Annotated in this window: 14 protein-coding genes and 2 pseudogenes; 7 read left to right on the forward strand and 9 right to left on the reverse strand. The window is 72.9% G+C overall.

Features of this window, described 5'->3' with window-relative positions; all coding sequences use genetic code 11:
* Positions 1–19 precede the first annotated feature (19 nt).
* The 3 genes from nrdH to ACZLKG_RS00190 all read right to left on the reverse strand — a co-directional run bounded on the left by nrdH (position 20) and on the right by ACZLKG_RS00190 (position 3,172).
* Positions 20–265 carry a glutaredoxin-like protein NrdH gene (gene nrdH, locus ACZLKG_RS00180; protein WP_425707188.1) on the reverse strand — a complete coding sequence of 82 codons (246 nt, stop codon included), beginning with the start codon at positions 263–265 and terminating at the stop codon, positions 20–22.
* A 623-nt stretch (positions 266–888) separates the two neighbouring features.
* Entirely contained in the window at positions 889–1,584 is a 696-nt protein-coding gene (locus tag ACZLKG_RS00185; protein ID WP_463647506.1) for a response regulator, read from the reverse strand.
* 4 nt (positions 1,585–1,588) lie between these two features.
* Positions 1,589–3,172, reverse strand: a complete 1,584-nt coding sequence (locus tag ACZLKG_RS00190) for a sensor histidine kinase (RefSeq protein WP_463647507.1) — start codon at positions 3,170–3,172, stop codon at positions 1,589–1,591.
* A 206-nt stretch (positions 3,173–3,378) separates the two neighbouring features.
* Between ACZLKG_RS00190 and ACZLKG_RS00195 the strand changes: the two are divergent.
* The 7 genes and pseudogenes from ACZLKG_RS00195 to ACZLKG_RS00225 form a co-directional block, all read left to right on the forward strand.
* Positions 3,379–4,029: pseudogene (locus ACZLKG_RS00195) on the forward strand (ABC transporter ATP-binding protein); the annotation flags it as partial.
* Between the two features lie 65 nt (positions 4,030–4,094).
* Positions 4,095–4,898 carry an ABC transporter permease gene (locus ACZLKG_RS00200; RefSeq protein WP_463647508.1) on the forward strand — a complete coding sequence of 268 codons (804 nt, stop codon included), beginning with the start codon at positions 4,095–4,097 and terminating at the stop codon, positions 4,896–4,898.
* A 437-nt stretch (positions 4,899–5,335) separates the two neighbouring features.
* Positions 5,336–5,785, forward strand: a pseudogene (locus ACZLKG_RS00205) (S-ribosylhomocysteine lyase); the annotation flags it as partial.
* Between the two features lie 92 nt (positions 5,786–5,877).
* Positions 5,878–6,642 (forward strand): 5'-methylthioadenosine/S-adenosylhomocysteine nucleosidase, encoded by a 765-nt coding sequence (mtnN, locus tag ACZLKG_RS00210; protein ID WP_425707193.1) that lies wholly within the window; start codon positions 5,878–5,880, stop codon positions 6,640–6,642.
* A gap of 72 nt (positions 6,643–6,714) precedes the next feature.
* Entirely contained in the window at positions 6,715–6,927 is a 213-nt protein-coding gene (locus tag ACZLKG_RS00215) for a hypothetical protein (RefSeq protein WP_463647509.1), read from the forward strand.
* Positions 6,928–7,113: 186 nt separating this feature from the next.
* On the forward strand, positions 7,114–7,623 hold the full coding sequence (locus tag ACZLKG_RS00220) for a hypothetical protein (protein ID WP_425707195.1): 510 nt from the start codon (positions 7,114–7,116) through the stop codon (positions 7,621–7,623).
* Positions 7,624–7,625: 2 nt separating this feature from the next.
* Positions 7,626–7,838, forward strand: coding sequence for a helix-turn-helix transcriptional regulator (locus tag ACZLKG_RS00225; RefSeq protein WP_425707196.1), 213 nt, complete (start codon positions 7,626–7,628; stop codon positions 7,836–7,838).
* Here the strand turns inward: ACZLKG_RS00225 and ACZLKG_RS00230 are convergent.
* From ACZLKG_RS00230 to ACZLKG_RS00255, 6 genes are all read right to left on the reverse strand, one after another.
* Positions 7,749–8,966 (reverse strand): YihY/virulence factor BrkB family protein, encoded by a 1,218-nt coding sequence (locus tag ACZLKG_RS00230; protein WP_463647510.1) that lies wholly within the window; start codon positions 8,964–8,966, stop codon positions 7,749–7,751. The two genes, ACZLKG_RS00225 and ACZLKG_RS00230, sit on opposite strands and share 90 nt — an antisense overlap.
* A gap of 121 nt (positions 8,967–9,087) precedes the next feature.
* Complete coding sequence (locus ACZLKG_RS00235) at positions 9,088–11,253, reverse strand: S9 family peptidase (RefSeq protein WP_425707198.1); 2,166 nt, start codon at positions 11,251–11,253, stop codon at positions 9,088–9,090.
* Positions 11,254–11,421: 168 nt separating this feature from the next.
* Positions 11,422–11,847, reverse strand: coding sequence for a zinc-ribbon domain-containing protein (locus tag ACZLKG_RS00240; protein WP_425707199.1), 426 nt, complete (start codon positions 11,845–11,847; stop codon positions 11,422–11,424).
* Between the two features lie 108 nt (positions 11,848–11,955).
* Positions 11,956–12,165, reverse strand: coding sequence for a hypothetical protein (locus tag ACZLKG_RS00245; RefSeq protein WP_425707200.1), 210 nt, complete (start codon positions 12,163–12,165; stop codon positions 11,956–11,958).
* 132 nt (positions 12,166–12,297) lie between these two features.
* Positions 12,298–12,618, reverse strand: a complete 321-nt coding sequence (locus tag ACZLKG_RS00250; protein ID WP_425707201.1) for a putative quinol monooxygenase — start codon at positions 12,616–12,618, stop codon at positions 12,298–12,300.
* A gap of 215 nt (positions 12,619–12,833) precedes the next feature.
* Complete coding sequence (locus ACZLKG_RS00255) at positions 12,834–17,150, reverse strand: phosphodiester glycosidase family protein (protein WP_463647511.1); 4,317 nt, start codon at positions 17,148–17,150, stop codon at positions 12,834–12,836.
* Positions 17,151–17,494 lie beyond the last annotated feature (344 nt).

Here is a 17,494-nt window from a genome sequence, read left to right on the forward strand (position 1 = left end):
GACCCCCTTCTCGGCCCGGTCAGGCCACCGCCGCGGCGCGCGCGGCGGCGAGGGCCTTGATGCGGTCCGGACGGAAGCCCGACCAGTGGTCGCCGTCGGCCATGACCACGGGCGCCTGCTGGTAGCCGAGGGCCTGGACGGAGGCGAGCGCCTCGGCGTCCTCGGTGACGTCGACGACGTCGAACTCCAGGCCCTGCTTCGTGAGCGCGCGGTAGGTGGCATCGCACTGCACGCACGACGGCTTCGAGTAGACGGTGATGCTCATGGCGAGCCGGTCTCCTTCCGTGGGGCCTGTCCGGGACTGCGCGGACTTCCGCGCGTGTAACTACAAGCGTGTGGTTCGGACGAGGCCGTGTGCGACCTCGGACCATCGACACTACACCTGGGGGTCGCTCCCCGCGACGACCACTAGGTCTTGTGGTGGCGTGTCATCCACAACCTGCTCTGTCCACAACCCGTCCCTCTGCCCTGTGCGTCCCGACCGGGTACCTGTGGAGCGGCGGTGGACGGCCGGGGTCGCCTCGCCGACCGCCCCCGGGGGCACCCGGACCGCGAGTTCTCGCGGTCCCCACAGCCTGCCGCGCACCACTGACATCGGGGCGCGGGCCCGTGGACGGAGCGGGCGACGGCGGCCCCGGGCCTGGGGAAGGACGCGCACCCGGGGCGGATGTCCACCGCCGCCGAGCGTGAACCTCACGGCGTGTCGCCCCCGTGTCGGCGTGTCGTCCACAGGGTGCGCGTCGTCCGGCGTCGGACATCCCGGGCGTGTCGCTCCGACCCGGGGTGGGACATCGCCGCCGTCGCACCGCCGGGGCGGGCCCGCGCCCCGCCAGCGGTCGCCGACCGCACTCTCGGCGGTCACCGACCGCACTCTCGACGGATCTGGCGTCAGTGGGCCTCGCCGGCGTCCTGGACCATGCGCGCCACGTGGACGCGGTTGGCCACGCCGAGCTTGTTGAACACGCGCCCGACGTGGGTCTTGACGGTGGCCACACCGAGGTAGAGCTCGGACGCGATCTCGGCGTTGGACAGGCCGCGGGCGACGGCGCGGGCCACGTCCTGCTCGCGCTCGGTGAGCTCGGCGAACGCGGCACGGGCCTCCTCGGCGGCGCTCTCCCCGTCGTCGACCTCCTCGGGCGCTGCCACGCGGGCCATGAGCTGGGCGGCCACCGACGGCGAGAGCGCGGGCTCTCCGCGGGCGGCCCGGCGCACGGCGGCCACGAGGTCCGCGGGCGGGGTGTCCTTGAGAAGGAACCCCTGGGCGCCGGCCCGCAGCGCGCTGATCACCATGTCGTCGGAGTCGAAGGTGGTCAGCACGATGACCCGGGTCGGCGCGCCGGCGTCGGTGAGCCGCTGCGTGGCCGTCACGCCGTCCATGACGGGCATGCGCACGTCCATGAGCACGACGTCGGGACGGTGCTCCTCGACGAGGCGCTGCGCCACACGCCCGTCGTCGCCCTCGGCGACGATCTCGATCTCCCCGCCGTGCAGCAGCATGCGCAGGCCGGCGCGCACGAGCGGGTCGTCGTCGACGAGGATCACCTTCACGGGCGCTCCGGCGGGCGCGGTCCCTTGCTCGCTCATGGCCCTATCCTCCACCGCGCCCGCGCCAGCCGCCGACGCTCTCGTCCCACGGCAGCCACGCACGCACGGCGAAGATCGTCCGGCCGAACCCGTCGGGCTCGACCCCGTGGTCGAGCGTCCCGCCCGCGAGGTCGGTGCGCTCGGCGAGACCGGCGAGCCCGCTGCCCGATCCGACGACGCCCCCGAGGGACTCGCCGTCGGCGCGCCCGGGGTCGACCTGCCCGGGGAACGGCATCGGGTTCGTCACCGCCACGGTGAGCACCTTGCCGAGGCGACCGGACAGCTCGACGTCGACCACGCCGTCGGGAGCGTGCTTGCGGGCGTTGGTCAACGCCTCCTGCAGGATCCGGTAGGCCGTGCGCGAGACGGTGGGCGACAGGGTGGCCAGGACGTCGTCGACGCCGGTCCCCGAGATGAGAGCCTGCGCCGGGGGCAACGGCACCGCGCCGATGCCGATGACGGACACCCGGACGCGCATGCCCACCTGCCGCGCGTCCGTGAACAGTCCGTCGACCGCGGTCATGGTCGGCTGGGGCGGCTCCCGGTGGCCCGACCCCTCCCGGCCCGTTCTCCCGTTGTCGGCGCGCAGCACGCCGAGGACCTGCCGCAGCTCGGTCAGGGCGAGCTGGGCGTTGGAGCTGATGACGTCGGCGGCCTCGCGCACGGCCTCCGGCGGCAGGTCGGTGCGGTGGCTGAGCGCACCGGAGTGCAGGGCGACGAGCGAGATGCGGTGCGCGAGGACGTCGTGCATCTCCCGCGCGATGCGGTTCCGCTCGGCCGTGCGCGCCCGCTCGGTCGACGCCTCGACGACGGCCTCCGCCCGGCGGGCGCGGGTCTGCAGCTCGGCGAGCAGGGCCCGCCGGGCGCCGATGTAGGACCCGACCGCGAGGCAGAAGCCCACCAGGAGGGCCGAGACGACGATCGACGAGACCACGCCGGTGGTCGAGGCGATGATCGGCTCGGCGTCCTGCGTGCCCGCGATCATCGAGCCGGGCTCGCTCTGCGCGGGGGCCGTCACGTAGGTCTGCGTGACGTAGTCGTAGAACATCCCGCCCACGACCACGACGAGCAGGACGACGCCGAAGAAGACGTACCGCCTCAGCCGCCTCCCCTGCTCGATCGGGCGTGCCGCGTAGCTGACGAGCACGACGATCAGGGCGCCCATGGACGAGAAGGACAGCGTCGAGGCGAGGACCGTCACCGTGAGGGTCACCGTGCGCGGCCACCGCTTGCGCACGTAGAGCAGCCCGAAGCAGAGAAGACCCACGCCGAGCTCCACGACGAACGCTGTCCGGGAGGCGCCCGTGCTCGGGGCCAGCGCGATCCAGACGAACAGCGACCCGAGGATCCCGAGGATCGTCCATCCCCCGGCGAACACGTACGGCGCCGCCCGGCGCCACCACTTCTGCCGGACCTCAGCGCGGGCGGTGTCGGCCACGGGAGGAGCGGCTGGGAGAGGGTCGGGCCGGGGGACGCCAGCCCCGCCGACGCCCGGGTCGTCGCGGCCCGCGTCGGCATCCGCGCCGTCCGCGCCGCCGTCGCGCGGGACACCGCGCGCGCCGGAGAAGTCGGCCGGGGACGAGGTCATGGCGCCACAGTAGGTTCCGCGGGCACCCGCGGCGTCCCGCCTGCGGCCGGGCTCGATCCGCCGTCGGTCTGCCGGCATCCACCCAAGGGTGGACCCGGTCCCTCCCCCGACGTACGCCGACGGTCGTGCAGGACCAGCCTCCCGGCGCCGGGAAGCGACCCGTTCGGTCGATCCGCCGACCCCCTCCGCCAGGCGAACCTGGCGCCATGATCACCACCGACTCGCTGACGAAGCGCTACGGACCGGCCACCGCCGTCGACGACCTCTCGTTCACCGCGCGCCCCGGGCGCGTCACCGGCTTCCTCGGCCCCAACGGGTCGGGCAAGTCCACCACCATGCGGATGCTCGTGGGGCTCGCGACGCCGACCGCCGGCACCGCGACGATCCTCGGCCGCCCCTACACCGACCTGCGCAACCCGGGCAGGCACGTCGGCGTCCTGCTGGACGCCTCGGCCCAGCACAACGGCCGGTCGGGCCGCGAGGTGCTCGCGCTCGGCGCGCTGACGATGGGACTGCCGAGGACCCGCGTCGACGAGGTGCTCGAGACCGTCGGCCTCACGGCCAAGGAGGCCAGGCGCCGCGTCAAGGGCTACTCGCTCGGGATGCGCCAGCGCCTGGGCATCGCCTACGCGCTGCTCGGCGACCCGGAGGTGCTCATCCTCGACGAGCCCGTCAACGGCCTGGACCCGCAGGGCATCCGCTGGATGCGCAACCTCCTGCGCAGCCACGCCGAGGCCGGCGGCACGGTGCTGCTCTCCTCGCACCTCCTCAGCGAGGTCGCGCAGGCCGCCGACGACCTCCTCGTCATCGGCAACGGACGGCTGCTGGCCTCCGGCGCCAAGGACGAGCTGCTCGCCACCACCGACATCGAAGAGCTCTTCTTCTCGACCACAGCCAACGACGACCGCTCGGAGCGTGCCGCATGACCTCCACCGTCCAGACCGCGCCCGCCGCACCTGCTGCGGCATCCCGCCCCACCGACACGCCCGGGATCTCGCTCGGTCGGCTCGTCCGGGTCGAGCTGCGCAAGATGATCGACACCCGCTCGGGCATCGGCCTCCTCGGGGCGATCCTCCTCATCGACCTCGTCGCCGTCGCGATCCTCACGTTCGCGGACGCGACCTCCGAGTTCGGCTTCGAGGGCTACCTCGCGATCCTCATGAACGTGCAGTTCCTGCTCCTGCCGATCGTCGGCGTCATCGCCGCGGCGGGCGAGTGGTCCCAGCGCACCACGCTGCAGACCTTCGCGCTGGAGCCCCGGCGCTCGCGGGTGATCGCGGCCAAGGTTGCCGCCGCGCTCGCCCTCATGGTGCTCATCACCATCGGCACGGTCGCACTCGCCGCCGCGGGCCACGCGGTCTCGCAGGCCACCGGAAACACGACCGAGGGCTGGGGCATCGACCCGCAGATCGCCCTGGGCATGCTCCTCATGCTCACGCTCGTCACCCTCATGGGTGTCGCGTTCGGTCTGCTGCTGCACGCACCGGCGATCGCGATCGTCACCTTCCTGTTCCTGCCGCAGGTCTTCTCGGTCCTGCCGCTGCTCCTGCCGAACCTCGAGGGCTTCTTCAGCTGGATCGACTTCCAGTGGGCCTGGAGCGCACTGTTCGAGGACGGCGGACCGACGGCCGGCGAGTGGGCGCGGATCGCGTCGACCACCGCCATCTGGGTGGTCGCCCCGATGGTCGCCGGCTGGTACCGCACGGTGCGCCGCGAGGCCGCCTGATCCACGTGCGGTGCGTCGCCGGGGGGCTGCGCACCGCACGGACCGGCACGACCGTGCCGGACACGGCGCCTGACCGGGACCACCCGTCGGCGCCCCGCCCGGAGCCCGACCCGTGGAGCGCACCCCGCGGGCCGGGCTCCGGTGCACCTTCGCTCCCGGCCCGCCGCGGCGGGCCGGGAACGGCGCCGACCGGCGTCCCCAGGGGTCGTGCGGTCGGCGGCACCATTCACGCGCGGTGCGGAGTCCTGGGGGACGGCACACCGCGCGGGTCGTCGACGACGACCACGAGGCCCCCGCACCGGGATGGCTACCCGGTGCGGGGGCCTCGACCCGTCGTCCGTGTGGGATGCCCGACCCCGGGGCGGCGGCCCCGGTCGTCGGTCTCCTGGGATGATGGCCGCGTCTCCCCTGGACGAGAGGATCGCGCTGTGCCCCAGATGAACGTCGAGAGCTTCAACCTCGACCACCGCGCCGTGTCGGCCCCGTACGTGCGCGTCGCCGACGTCAACGAGCTGCCCGGCGGCGCCGTCCTGACCAAGTACGACGTCCGTCTCACCCAGCCCAACGTCGGTCACCTCGAGATGCCGGTGGTGCACTCGCTCGAGCACTCGGTCGCCGAGACGGTCCGTGACCACGCGGACGACGTCGTCGACTTCTCCCCGATGGGCTGCCAGACCGGCTTCTACCTGCTGCGCGCGGCCGCGCCCGACCTCCCCGGGACGATGGACGTCCTCGCCGCGACCCTGCGGGCCGTCACCGAGCTCGACGCCGTGCCGGCCGCCAACGAGGTCCAGTGCGGCTGGGGCGCGAGCCACAGCCTCGAGGGGGCGCGGGAGGCCGCGGCCACGATGCTCGCCGCCCGCGCGCAGTGGGGCCAGGTCTACGCCGACCCCGCCGACGATCTCGCCGCCGGCGGACCGGCCGGGGCCACCGCCACCGGTGCCACCGCCGCCGGGACCGACGACGAAGGACGCCGCTGATGTCCCCCATCGACCGCATCCTCGAGGGGCGCGCCGCCGCCCGCGAGGCTCGCGCCGCGAAGAGCTCGATCGACACCGTCGACGCCGTCGTCCTGTGCGCGATGGGCGAGGAGCTCGCCCCGTTCCTCGAGGACGCCACCGACCCCGTGGAGCTCGACGCGCCGGGCGACGCCCGCGCCCTGCGGGCGACCGTCCGTGGGCTCGACCTGGTGCTCGTCCGCACCCGGGTCGGTCTCGTCAACGCGGCCACCGCCACCACGTGGGCGCTGCTCGGCTACGCGCCGCGCGTCGTCGTCTCCGCCGGTGCGGCCGGCGGGCTGCACCCGGACGTCGAGGTGGGCGACGTAGTCGTGGCCACCGAGCTCGTCTACGGCCAGGCCGACGCCACGGCCTTCGGCTACGCCCGCGGCCAGGTCCCGGGCCAGCCCCCGACGTTCTCCGTGCTCCCCGCGCTCGTCGAGGCGGGGCTCGCCGCCGGACGCAGCATGGGCCAGCCGGTCCGCGAGGGGCTCGTGCTCAGCGGGGACGCCTTCGTCACCGCCGCCAACGTCGACTCCTACCGCTCCGCCTTCCCCGAGGCGCTCAGCACGGACATGGAGTCGACGGCGATCGCGCAGGTCGCCACCGATGCCGGCGTGCCCGTCATCTCGGTGCGCGGCATCTCCGACCTGTGCGGACCGGCGGCCGACCAGGACTTCCACCTCGAGGTCGACCACGTGGCCGGGCTCAGCGCCCGGGTGGTGCTCGGCATGCTCGCCGACTGATCGGACCCGGGCGCCACGACCACCCCGCACGCTCCCGGCCCTACGATCGAGCCACCGCGACCAAGGAGAGACATGCCGGACTGGACCTGGATCCTCGTCGTCGTGGGCGTGCTCGCGCTCGCCGTCGTCGTCGCGCGCACCGTCATCGGCCTCGGGCCGCGCGACGAGGCCGCCGTGTCCGCGACCGCCGTGCACCAGGGGACCGAGCCCGCCCCGTCCGGGTCCGCGACGTCGGGCGACGAGGCACCGGACGACGCGACGGCCTCGACCACCTCCGCCGACTGAGCACGGCCGGCTCGACCCATCGCATCGGACGACGCGCCACCAGGAACGCGCGTCAAGGACGCTTGACACACGACGTCAAGGACGTTTGACTGTATGCGTCAAGGTCACTTGACACCGGAGGGTCGGACGACGCGTCGCCCGACCTCGGAGCCCGTCCTGGTCCCGAGCCGTGAAGGAGCCGACGCCATGACCGAGAACGATGTCACCGACGCCGGGGGGCAGGACGCCGCCGCGACCGGGGCCCCGGACGCGCCGTCGCCCGCCGCCGAGCCGCGCCCTCGGGCCGGGTTCGCCCGCTGGGCCGCCGTCGTCGCCCTTACCGTGGCCACGTCCGGAGCCCTCGCCTACGCGGCGACGTTCATCCCGGCCTTCGCGGACACCGGTCGGCCCTGGCTGGTGGCCCTGGTCTTCATGGCGTGCCAGATCGTCCCGATCGGCGCGATCTACTACCTGTGGCTGATCGGACCCACCCTCGAGACCGACCCGCACGCGGAGGAGAGCGTCGAGTCCCGGTGGCTCGAGCGCGCGACCTCGGGGGCCGCCATGGACACGCTCCTCGCGGCGGGCATCGGCACCGTCGCCGTGGTCTTCACGTCGGTCGACTTCCCCGTGGTCTGGGCGCTGAGCGGGGTGGTCGCCCTGCTCATGGGGTCGACGGTGGCCCGCTACGCGATCCTGTCGCGCAGGGGCGGCTGACGGTGCGCAGCTCGGTCGCCGAGCGCCGGGCCGAGCGGGGGATGTCCCAGGCCGAGCTCGCCAGGGAGCTCGGCGTGTCCCGGCAGACGGTCATCTCCATCGAGAAGGGCAGGTTCGATCCGTCGTTACCGCTCGCCTTCCGGCTCGCGCGGGTCTTCGGGTGCGCGATCGAGGACCTGTTCACCCCCGACGACGGGCCCGCCGGCCCCGCCTGACTGCCCGCCGGCCCGATCTGAGAGCTCGCCGGGCCGGTCCGCAGCCGTGGCCGGCAGGTGCGCCTGCTCCCCCGCCCGGTCCGACACCGCGGCCGGCGGGTGGGCCTCCTCGGTCCGGCCGCTGTGCGCGAGGCGCAGCCGCCTCCCCTCTGCCACGAGCCGCTCCCGCCGGGCATGAACCTTGCGCAGCTTGGTGTCGTCCCGCAACGGGAGCTGGAGGGCGACCTCGGCCACCACCCCGCGCCGGAGCTGCCGCACGCGGGCGATCTCGGAGTCCAGGACGGCGCCGAGGAGGATGACCAGGTTCATCACCCACAGCCACAGCAGGAAGATGATGACCCCGGCCAGAGCCCCGTACGTGGCGTTGAAGCGCCCGAAGCTGGTCACGTAGGAGCCGAAGCCCACGGTGGCGATGCCGGCGACGAGGATCGCCAGGGCCGCGCCCGGGCTCATCCAGCCCATCCGTGCGAGACGGGCGTTCGGCGTGAGGTAGTAGAGCAGCGCGATGACCACGATCACCACGAGCAGCAGCACCGGCCATCGCACGACGTTCCAGACCATCACGGCCGTGGAACCGAGCCCGACGAGGTCCCCGACCCAGCGCGCGACGGGACCGCTGACGACCAGCAGCAGGGCCGCCACCCCGACGAGGACCACGAGCACGATCGTCAGGACGTACATCGCCGGGCGGTGCTTCCACAGCGGGCGTCCCTCCTCCATGCCGTAGACGATGTTCATCGCCCGGCTGAAGGCGTACACGTAGTTCGACGCCGTCCACATCGAGACGAGGATGCCGACGACCAGCCCGAGCCCGGCGCCCTGGTTCTCCGTGATCGACGCGACCGGTCCGCGCAGCTGGGCGACCAGCTCGGCGGGCAGCGGCTCCTCGAGCATCGTGAGGATGGCGTTCGTCGTCGTCACGCCCTGGCCGAAGATCCCCAGGACCGAGACGAGGGCGACGAGTGCCGGGAACACCGACAGGACCGCGAAGAACGTCAGCGCCGCCGCCCGGTCGATCAGCTGGTCGTCGATGAACTCGGCGACCGTCCGGCGGGCGACGTACCACCAGGTCGACGGCGTGCCGTCGGCGGGTTCCGGCACCCGGTGCGCGCCCGCTCCCGTCCTCATGTGCTCAGCGTGGCTCAGGAGCGGGCTCGCAGCCGGGACGTCGGGCCGTCGGACCGCCCTCAGGTTCTCGGCGAGCGGGCCCGGCGGGAGGGCCGGACGAGCCCGGCCGGCGGCCGAGCGCTCAGGGCCGTGCGGTGGCCCCCAGCTGGTCGAGGACGAACGCCCACTCCTGGGCCCGCTCGGTCCACCGGTCGTACCGACCCGACCGCCCGCCGTGCCCGGCGACCATCTCGCAGCGCAGGAGCACCGGTCGCTCGGCGGGGTCCGAGGTCGTCACCTCGCGCAGCCGCGCCACCCACTTCGCGGGCTCGACGTACATCACCCGGATGTCGTTGAGCGAGGTGGTGGCGAGGATCGCCGGGTACGCCGCCGCGCGCAGGTTGTCGTACGGCGCGTACGTGGCCATGTAGTCGTAGAACGCCGGGTCGTGCAGCGGGTCGCCCCACTCCTCCCACTCCCCCGTGGTCAGCGGGAGCGAGGGGTCGAGGATCGTCGTCAGCGCGTCGACGAACGGCACCCCGGCGTGGATGACGCGGAACGTCTCCGGGGCGAGGTTCGCCACGGCGCCCATGAGCAGCCCGCCGGCCGAGCGGCCCTGGGCGGCGAGCCGGCCGCGCGCGACGACCCCGGAGTCGAGCAGGTGGTGGGCGGCGTCGACGAAGTCGGTGAAGGTGTTGCGCTTGCGGTCGAGCTTGCCGTCCTCGTACCAGGAGCGGCCGAGCTCGCCGCCGCCTCTGACGTGCGCGACGGCGAACACCACGCCCCGGTCGAGCAGCGGCAGGCGCTCGGCGCTGAAGGCGGGGTCCACCGACACCTCGTAGGAGCCGTACCCGTAGAGCAGCCCGGGCGCGGTGCCGTCGGCCGGGACGTCGGCCCGGTGCACGACCGAGAGCGGGATCCGGGTGCCGTCCTGCGCGATCGCCCATTCGCGGCGCTCGACGTAGCGGCCGGGCTCGTACCCGGGCACGGCCTTCCGCTTGACCACCTCGGACGTGCCGTCCCGCATCGAGTAGGCGGAGACCGTGGGCGGGGTGAGGAACGACTGGGTCTCGAGGAGGAGCTCGTCGGTGCGCCACTCGCGCACGTCGCCCAGCGCCACGGCGGTGAGCTCGCCGTCGACGACGACGTCCCGCGCGGCCCCGTAGGTCGGTGCGCCGCCGGCGGGGCCGGATGCTGAGGTCGGGCCGGCCTCGGCATCGCGGCCGTCCGTGCGGGGCAGGACGCGCAGGGCGGGCAGCCCTCCGGAGCGGAGCTCGACGACGGCGTGGTCGGCGAACGCGTGCGCGAGGAGGATGCGCTCGCCGTCCGCGGAGCGGAGCAGGTCGGTCCAGTCCTCGGGGGACGAGGGGCCGACGGGCGCCGTCGAGAGGGTGAAGTCCTTCTGGTGGAGGTTGTGGACCACGAGGAGGTGGTCACCCGCGACCTCCACCTGGTACTCCAGGCCCGGTCGTCGCGGCGAGACGACCTGCGGGCGGAGCGCACCGCCGTCGAGCGGGACGAGGACCGCCTCGGCCGCCGTGGTCGAGGCGTGGTGGACCACGAGCCAGCGGGCGTCCCGCGAGGTCTCGATCCACGTCCAGTACTTCTCGTCGTCCTCGCGCAGGAGGCGTTCGTCCGACGCGGGGTCGGACCCGACGACGTGGCTCCAGACCTCGTGGGGCCGCCAGGCGTCGTCGGTGCGCACGTAGACCAGGCGCGCGGAGTCCGTCGTCCAGGCCAGCCCGTAGCCGACGCCCCGGACGGCGGAGTCGACGGTCTCCCCCGTGTCGAGGTCGACGACCCGGACGTCGAAGAGCTCGCCGCCGTCGAGGTCGATACCGATCGCGGCGTGCCGGGCGTCGGGGGCGACGACGATCTCGGAGACCTTGAAGAAGGCCCGCCCCTCGGCCTCGGCGTTGCCGTCGAGGACGAGCTGCTCGCCCTCGACCTCGCCGGCGGGGTCCGGGCGGCCGGCCCCGGTGTCGGCCACCCTGTGCCAGGTGGGGTACTGGAGCCCCTCGTGGGTGCGCGTGTAGTACCACCAGCCACGCTGGAGCACCGGCACGTCGGTGTCGGTCTCCTGGGTGCGCTCCCTGATCTCGGCGACGATCCGTTCCTGAAGGTCGGCGAGGTGGGCCGTGCGCGCGTCCGCGTAGGCGTTCTCGGCCTCGAGGTGGGCGACGACCTCCGGGGACTCCTTGTCGCGCATCCAGTCGAAGGGGTCCACGAAGTCGTGACCGTGGTGGGTGCGATGGTGCTCGACGCGCTTCGGGGCGGGCGGCTGCGGGAGATCGGCGGCGGTGCTCACCGCCCGAGGCTACCCACCCCCCGATTCATCGAGCGTGCGGTTTCCGGTCGTCGAGCGTGCGGTTCCTGGTCGTCGAGTGTGCGGTTCCCGGTCGTCGAGTGTGCGGTTCCCGGTCGTCGAGCGTGAGGTTCCTGGTCGTCGAGTGTGCAGACCGAGCAGTGCGACGCGTCAGCCCTGGGGGTGGTAGTTCGCGCCGGGGTACTGCTGCATGCCGGGCTGCTGGCCGCCGTACTGCCCCGGCTGCTGCTGGTAGCCCTGCTGGCCGCCGTACTGCCCCTGCTGCTGGTAGCCCTGCTGGCCGTAGCCGTCGGGCACGGACTGCGCCGGCCCGCCGTACCCCTGCGTGGCGCCGCCGCCCTGCTCGGCCGCCTGCTCGAGCTGCTCGAACTGCTCCTTGCTCAGCGACGTCTGGGTGCCGCAGAAGGTGCACTCCAGGAACCGCTTCCTCGAGACCGGGAACAGCGGGATGAAGAACAGCGTGAACTTCGTGATGAGCAGGAAGAGGTGGTTGGCGGCCGGGTTGTGGCACCGGCTGCAGACGAGGTTGGTGGTCAGGACGTGTCGCCGCTTCGTGCGCGATCCCCAGATGATCATGGCGGAAGACTAGAGCGCGGCACCGCACTCTCCACGCGACCGGTCGGGGAGAGGTTCCCGCGCGCACGGCTGGCGCGCTCGGACGACCGGGCTCTCGCGGTCCAGCCGTCAGCCGTCGCGCTCCCGGCGCTCCCTCGCGAGCCGCATCTCGGCCCAGAGCCCGCTGACCGCGCCGACGATCGCTCCGAGGATCACCCACCGTCCGAGGTCGCCGCGCCACAGCCCCCAGAGCAGGCCGAGGATCGCGCCGACGACGATCGAGATGATCAGCTGGGACCACTGCGGGGGAAGGGGGCGGCTGGCGGGAGCGTCGGGCATGGCTCGACGCTACCCGCCGGAGCAGGCGGGCCCGGTGCGGTCGGTGCCGGGGTGGGAGGGCCGGGCGCGTTCGGTGCCGGCGCGCACCGGCATCAGCCCCCGCATCCCGGTCGTCGCCCGCAGCGTGCCGTGTCAGGGGATCTGGAGCTCGCCCATCTCGTCCCAGCCCTCGCCGTCGACCTGACGGGAGATGATCTGCGGCGTGCTCACCAGGTGCGGGCGCATGGCCTCGAGCCCGGCGGCGAAGTGGGCGCTGCTGACGTGCGGGGCCGCGCCGTCGTCGGTGAATCCCTCGACGAGCACGTACTCCGACGGACGGTCGATGCTGCGCGACCACTCGAAGAAGAGGTTGCCGGGCTCCTGCCGCGTCCGCTCGGTGAACTCCCGGACGATCTCGGGCCAGGCGTCGATGCTCTCCGGCCTGACCTCGTACCTGACGACGATGAAGTACATCGGTGCTCCTTCTACTACTCGGCATTGCCCGGTTCTGATCCGTGCACGAGGGTGGCACGCCCAGCGCGCTCGGGCGTCCCTGTCCGTGCACGCGTCGTGCGAACGTCCGCTCACTCGTGAGGAGGACGTCCGCTCGCTCGTCGAACGCGGACGTGTCCGACGGCGGGGCTCGCCCGGGGTGGTGAGCCCCGCCGTCGGGGGTGGTGCGGGGTGGATCAGCGCTGGATGCCGGGGGTGTCGGTCCCGTCGCCGTCCCAGTCACCGACGAGGATCTCGTCGTCGGGCTCGCCGTAGAGGTGGGTGATCTCGGCGTTCCCGTCGACCAGGTCGTTGCGCAGCAGGTACTCGTTGCCCCGACGCACCGCGAACGTGTCCAGCCCGTCACCGTCCCAGTCACCGACCAGGATCGTGTCCTGGGTCCGGCCGTAGTTGAACACCGTGTCCGCCACGCCGTCGGTCAGCGTGTTGCGCACGTAGTACGTCTTCCCGCGCCGTACCGCCAGGGTGTCGGTCCCGTTGCCGTCCCAGTCCCCGACCAGCACGGTGTCCCCCTCACGGCCGTAGGTCACGATCGTGTCCGCCGGGCCCGGGGTCATCGTGTTGCGCACGTGATAGGCCGCGCCGCGACGCACCGCGAAGGTGTCCGCGCCGTCGCCGTCCCAGTCACCGACCAGGATCGTGTCCCCCGACCGGCCGTAGACCACGACCTCGTCCGCGGACCCGGAACCCAGGCTGTTGCGCACGAAGAACACGTTGCCCCGGCGCAGAGCGAGGGTGTCGGTCCCGTCCCCGTCCCAGTCGCCGACGAAGACCTCGTCCCCGGGCCGACCGAACCGGAACACGTGCTCATGCATCCCACCCCAGTCGTCATCCAGGAAGAACCCGTTCTCCAACGCCGGGGTCGACGAGTACGCCGGCAGGTGGACGTCCACCTCGTGCTCGGCGACCGCGTCGTTGACGGCGAGGGAGACCGTCACCGGCACGTCCGTCTCGCCGGTGGCGTAGCCCGGAGTCTCCCCCTCCTCGACGGTGACGAGCTCACCGTCGACGACGGCGCGACCCGGGATCGCGGTGACGACGCCGGAGGCCGGGTCGACGGTGGCGACGGCGGTCTCGGGGACCTCCGCACCGGCGTCGACAGCGGTCTCGTCGTCGCCGGACCACCGCACGGACACGGGCCAGTCGGCGGGGACCCGGCGCTCGTCCTGGACGATCGTGCCGTCCAGGTCCAGCGGCGAGCCGGCCTCGACGGCCGTGCCGCCCGAGATCTCCAGGGAGTCCACCAGCGGCCGGATCTCGACCTCGGACCACTCGCCGTCGGTGTCGTGCATCCCGGCGGCCGGGTCCAGCCCGATCATCGACCAGCCGGAGAACCCGCCGCGGTCCGGGGTCGAGTTCGGCGACTTCCCGACGTTGCCGTTGGTCAGGTACTCCACGCCGTCACGCGTGGCCATGTCGAACGCGCCCACGCCCGCGCCGACGAACATCGCCGACCGGCCCGAGGCCTCGACCTCACCGAGCCACGTCTCGAGCGTGGCGGCCTCGAGTCGGTCGGCCATCGCCGACGGCGAGCCGGGCAGGAAGTCCCGCGGGGGGTAGTGCGAGAACACCAGCACGCCCGTGATCTCCGGGTCGAGCTGGGCCAGCAGCAGCTGCTGACGCAGCATCACCATCTGACCGAAGTCGTCACCCAGACGACCGGTCGCCGAGTTCAGCGTGATGATCCGCGTCCCCGCCACGTCCCGCACCGTCGACGTCTCACCGAACTCGTCGACGAAGTTGCTGATCGGGCCACCCATGATCTCGTGGTTGCCCGGCACATAGATCCACGGCACCACCGGATCCTCGCCCAGCTCCTCGGTCAGGATCCGACGCGCCAGGTCGAAGTCCTCCGGCGCCGCCTCGTCCGTGAAGTCACCGTTGATGACCAGCAGGTCCGGGTCCGCCGCCACGATCTCCTGCAGACCACGACGCGCGTTCTCCACCTGCGGCGACTCCGGCGCACGCGCCACGAACTGCGCGTCCGACATCACGGCGACCCGCAGGCCGGCGTCGTCGGCCGCGTTCGCGAGCGAGAGCGACGGGTCCTCCCAGACCGGGACCTCGGGCGCATCGGCGATCGGTGCGGCCGTGGCAGTGATGTCGTCCACCCAGACAGTCGTGTCGTAGGTGGTCGCGGAGGCCTCGTAGACCGCGACGTGGCTGAACGTGAGCGGCTGCGCCCAGTCGGTGGGCACCTGGACGGTGATCTCCTGCCACTCCGTGCCGGTGACGGACGGGCCGTAGATGGCCCGGCCCACCCCGTTGGCGTCGACGAAGTAGAAGTAGGTCTCAGGCTCTCCGCGCCCGTCGCCCCGGAACCAACCCGAGACGGACTGGAGCTGGCCGTCGATCGGCTCGAAGTCGTGGTCGTTGGGCGCGAAGTTCATCGTGCGTGTCGCGGTCGAGTCGCTGAACACAGCCTCGCCCTGGATGGCGGCGGTATCCCCCTCGGTCCGGCCCTCGTCGACCATGGTCATCGAGGAGCCGTCGTTGCGGGCACCGTAGTTGTACCAGCCGCCCTCCTCGTCGAAGCTCGTGATCTCGAGGTCGTCGAGCCCGACGAGCACGGCGACCTCGACCGTGATGTCTCCGACTGCGAGCGTGATGTTCGCCGAACCCGAGTCCACGAGGGCGCTGATGTCGAACGTGCTGTCGGTCGCGGGGGTCAGCTCGACGACCTCGTTCGTGCCCTCGACAGTGAGGTCGGCCGGCTCGATCGGAGCGATGTAGCCCTGGGCGTCGTACCCGTAGACCGTCAGTGCCGCCGTCGCGTCGGGGTCGGGCAGCGAGACCACGTTCGACGACACCTCGAGCCGGACGAGCTCACCGAGAACCTCGATGTCGGTCTCGCCGGTGGCGCTGCCGAGCTCGGTCTCGGTCGACACCGAGACGGTCGTGGAACCGCCGGCCGCCGCGGTCAGCAGGCCGTCCTGGTCGACGGAGGCCACCGCCTCGTCGGCGGAGGCCCACGCGTCCGGCGGGGTGTCAACCGGGCGCATCACCTCGTCGTAGCCGAGCGCCACGAGCTGACGGTGCAGACCGGGGAAGACCCGGTTCGCATTGGCTGGGCGCTGCTCGGCACGCACGGTGTAGTCGTGCACGATCCCGGAGCTCGGGCCGACGACGACCCCGATGCCGTTGCCGTCCTCGCGCTCCTCGCCGTCGGAGGGGGTGTTGACGATCTCGTCGTCGGCCTCGCCCGGGCGCTGGGCGTTCATCTGGGTCGAGCCGCCGCCGTCGAGGTTGAGGGCGTTGTACGAGCCGATCTGCTGCATGAACAGGCCGAGCTCGTCGAGGCTCAGGCCCCGCGACACCGCCTGGCGCCCGTCGATGACGACGAGGTAGAGGTGTTCACCGGCCCGGTCCAGGCCCACTGCCGTGCGCGGGTGCACGGTCTGGTCGGTCGCCTCCTGCCGCACGCCACCCTGGAGGATGATGGCGTTGGAGCCGCCGTGACCGCCGAGGGCCAGGACGACCTCGTCCGCGTCGGAGCGGACCGAGTACGTCGCCTGGAGACGGTCGCCGACGGCGAGGGTGCTCAGCCGGTCGGCCAGCTCGCCGGCGGGGGCGACGACGACGCGCATCCCCTCGGGGATCTCGCCCTCGCCGACCGGGGCAGCAGCCTGGGTCACGCGCGACTCACGGTCGATCCACACCTCGACGGCTCCGTCGCGGTCGGCCAGGGAGTTCGCGCGGGCGTATGTTCCCCACCGGTCGGTGAACACCGCGAGGCCCGAGGTGTCCCACGTCGAGGCGTTCACGCCGTGCACGGGAACCTGCCAGCCGGCGTCGGGCGCCACGGCGACGCCCGCCATGAAGACCTCGGTGATGAGGCCCAGGCCCTGGGAGTCGATGACGAGCGCGGCGTTGTCACCCGGGTTCGGCGAGGTCACGATGCCCGCCTCGGGGTCGACACCGATGCCGTTGGCCGACCCGGAGTTGTTGATGTCGAAACCGGACCCGTTGATGCCGGCCACGGCGTCGGCCTCGTCGATCATGTCCGAGATCGTCGAGGTACCGGCGACCTCGCCGGCGTCCATGTAGTCCAGAGAGATCGCCGGGTTCGTCAGGTCGATGTCGAGGATCGCACCGCGCAGCCAGCCGGCCGACTCGAGCCGCTCGAACTCGGTGAGCACCGCACCCGGGGCGATCCGGGTCGCGGTCTGCTCGCTGACGATCGCGGTGCCGTCGTTGGTGACGTCCAGGTAGTCGTCGGCGACCTCCTCGGGCTCGTCGGGGCCCGGGCCGTCCGTGGCGGTCGCCCCGCCGTCGTCGGGAGCCTCGGGCGCGGCGGGCGCCTCGGGCGCCGCCGAGTCGGTCTCGGCGCCCGCGTCGAGCTCCGCGGTGTCGCCCGGCGTGGGCTGGTCGGGGCCCGGCAGGGGCGTGGCACCGGCGGGGGCGAGCAGGGTCGCGGTCACGCTCGTCGAGGCGAGCAGACCGATGAGGGTGGCGGCGACGCGGGAGCGCCGTCGTCCGGGCACAGCTGACATAACCGTCCTTTGGGAGAACCGGGAAGGGGTGGGGCCATCCCACCGCCACCGGGTGGACCGAACCTGTCGCACGGGTGGACCCGAGGTGTCCTGGAAGCGGCGCGCAGGAGAGGTCGTGCACGACCTGTGCACGCAGGTGGGGACGGGCGTGGAGGACGTTCTCGACGGCGGGACGTTCGTCCCTTCCCCGCCCACGACCGTGGCCCCTGGAGCACCTCCCACGGCGACCGGGCACTGCTCCGACGCCGCACGACCTCCCGACGGAGGCGCGGTGTGAGGGAGGATGGGCGGGATGCGCCCGGCCGGGCACGCGCCCCACGCGGTGCGGTCGGCCGGGAGCGCCC

It is taken from the genome of Georgenia sp. Z2081, assembly GCF_055326445.1.

Bases quoted from the DNA above. Each gene is read 5' to 3' on its own strand.
- ACZLKG_RS00240 (WP_425707199.1), bottom strand. From the start codon at position 11,847: ATGATCATCTGGGGATCGCGCACGAAGCGGCGACACGTCCTGACCACC.
- ACZLKG_RS00220 (WP_425707195.1), top strand. From the start codon at position 7,114: ATGACCGAGAACGATGTCACCGACGCCGGGGGGCAGGACGCCGCCGCG.
- nrdH (WP_425707188.1), bottom strand. From the start codon at position 265: ATGAGCATCACCGTCTACTCGAAGCCGTCGTGCGTGCAGTGCGATGCC.
- ACZLKG_RS00200 (WP_463647508.1), top strand. From the start codon at position 4,095: ATGACCTCCACCGTCCAGACCGCGCCCGCCGCACCTGCTGCGGCATCC.
- ACZLKG_RS00190 (WP_463647507.1), bottom strand. From the start codon at position 3,172: ATGACCTCGTCCCCGGCCGACTTCTCCGGCGCGCGCGGTGTCCCGCGC.
- mtnN (WP_425707193.1), top strand. From the start codon at position 5,878: ATGTCCCCCATCGACCGCATCCTCGAGGGGCGCGCCGCCGCCCGCGAG.
- ACZLKG_RS00230 (WP_463647510.1), bottom strand. From the start codon at position 8,966: ATGAGGACGGGAGCGGGCGCGCACCGGGTGCCGGAACCCGCCGACGGC.
- ACZLKG_RS00255 (WP_463647511.1), bottom strand. From the start codon at position 17,150: ATGTCAGCTGTGCCCGGACGACGGCGCTCCCGCGTCGCCGCCACCCTC.
- ACZLKG_RS00185 (WP_463647506.1), bottom strand. From the start codon at position 1,584: ATGAGCGAGCAAGGGACCGCGCCCGCCGGAGCGCCCGTGAAGGTGATC.
- ACZLKG_RS00215 (WP_463647509.1), top strand. From the start codon at position 6,715: ATGCCGGACTGGACCTGGATCCTCGTCGTCGTGGGCGTGCTCGCGCTC.
- ACZLKG_RS00250 (WP_425707201.1), bottom strand. From the start codon at position 12,618: ATGTACTTCATCGTCGTCAGGTACGAGGTCAGGCCGGAGAGCATCGAC.
- ACZLKG_RS00245 (WP_425707200.1), bottom strand. From the start codon at position 12,165: ATGCCCGACGCTCCCGCCAGCCGCCCCCTTCCCCCGCAGTGGTCCCAG.